The organism is Pseudoalteromonas ardens (genome assembly GCF_030125445.1).
Lineage (GTDB): Bacteria > Pseudomonadota > Gammaproteobacteria > Enterobacterales > Alteromonadaceae > Pseudoalteromonas > Pseudoalteromonas ardens.
Genome location: NZ_JASJUV010000021.1, coordinates 1 through 1,445 on the forward strand (window position 1 = coordinate 1; position 1,445 = coordinate 1,445).

The 1,445-nt window shown below is 59.7% G+C and carries 1 protein-coding gene; it reads left to right on the top strand.

Features of this window, described 5'->3' with window-relative positions:
- A partial coding sequence (locus QNM19_RS24430) for a condensation domain-containing protein (protein WP_284027318.1) occupies positions 1-1,445 on the top strand: 1,445 nt, incomplete at both ends.

The following is a 1,445-nucleotide window of genomic DNA, read 5'->3' on the forward strand; positions in this document are numbered from 1 at the left end:
TCAATACGGTGCCGTCGGCCATTAAAGCCCTGCTGGAGCAAACCGGTATTCCGGCTGGCGTGCGGGTCGTGAACCTGGCCGGTGAGCCGCTGGGTCGCGACGTGGTTAATCAGTTACTGCGCGACGGACACTGCGAGCGGGTCTATAACCTTTATGGCCCGTCGGAAGACACCACCTATTCAACCTGTGCCTGCTTCACCCAGGAAATCGACCATGCGCCGGGGATCGGCCAGGTGATCAGCAACACCCAGGCGTTTATTCTGAATGACCAGCTGGCGCTGCTGCCGTATGGCGCAACCGGTGAGTTGTACCTGGGCGGTGACGGGCTGGCACGGGGCTACCTGAACCAGCCTGAGCTGAGTGCCGAGCGCTTTATTGATAACCCCTTTTATGACCCTGAGGTGGCAGGCAGTTCAACACGCTTGTACCGCACCGGCGACTTAGTGCGCTATCAGGCCGATGGTACGCTGGCATTTGTGGGCCGGGCAGACGATCAGGTTAAAATTCGTGGCTTCCGGGTGGAGCTGGGCGAGATAAGCGAGCAGCTGAGCCGTCAGGCGGCTATCGACAGTGCCGTGGTACTGGCGAAAAGCGGGGCCAACGGCACTTACCTGGTGGCCTATGTTCAGCCGACAGAGGCGCTGGATGAGGCAACCCATTCTGACTTTATCAGTGCGGCACTGAGCGAGCTGGCAGGGTGTTTACCCGATTACATGGTGCCGAAACTGGGCCGGGTGATCCCACACTGGCCACTGACCGCCAACGGTAAAATTAATAAAAAGGCGCTGCCAGAGGTGGACCCGGGGGCGCTGCAGGACCACTACGTTGCCCCGCAAACTGACCTCGAGCAGGCGGTGTGTGAGATCTGGGCTGAATTACTGCACCTTGATGCCACGCAGATCAGCACCACAGCGAGCTTCTTTGCACTGGGCGGACATTCCCTGTTATCGGTTAAGCTGGCCGCCGCACTGCGCGCACAGCTGGCAGTGGAGCTGCCACTGAGCACGTTATTCAATGCCACCACCGTGGCTGAGCAGGCCAAAGCCGTTGCTGCGGCCGAGGGACAGACACTGCGTGAGGACATTAAAGCCCTGCCCAGAGTGATGCAGGATGACCCTCAGCTGGGTCAGCATCGTGTTGCCCCGTTGTCTTATGCTCAGCAGCGGTTATGGTTTATCGACCAGCTGGAGCAGGGTACACCACAATACAATATGCCGGCGGCTTTTGCGGTTGACGGCGAGCTGGACCTGACGGTGGTTGAGGCCGTCCTGCAAACCATCATTGCCCGTCATGAGGTGCTCAGAACTGTGTATCGCGATGACGTGCAGGTGATCCGCCAGGACGCCGGCTTCACCCTGAGCTATGAGGATGTGCGGACTCTGAGCGAGACAGCGCAGCAACAGGCGATTGCCGGGGCGATGGCGCAACAGCTGAGCCAGCCGTTT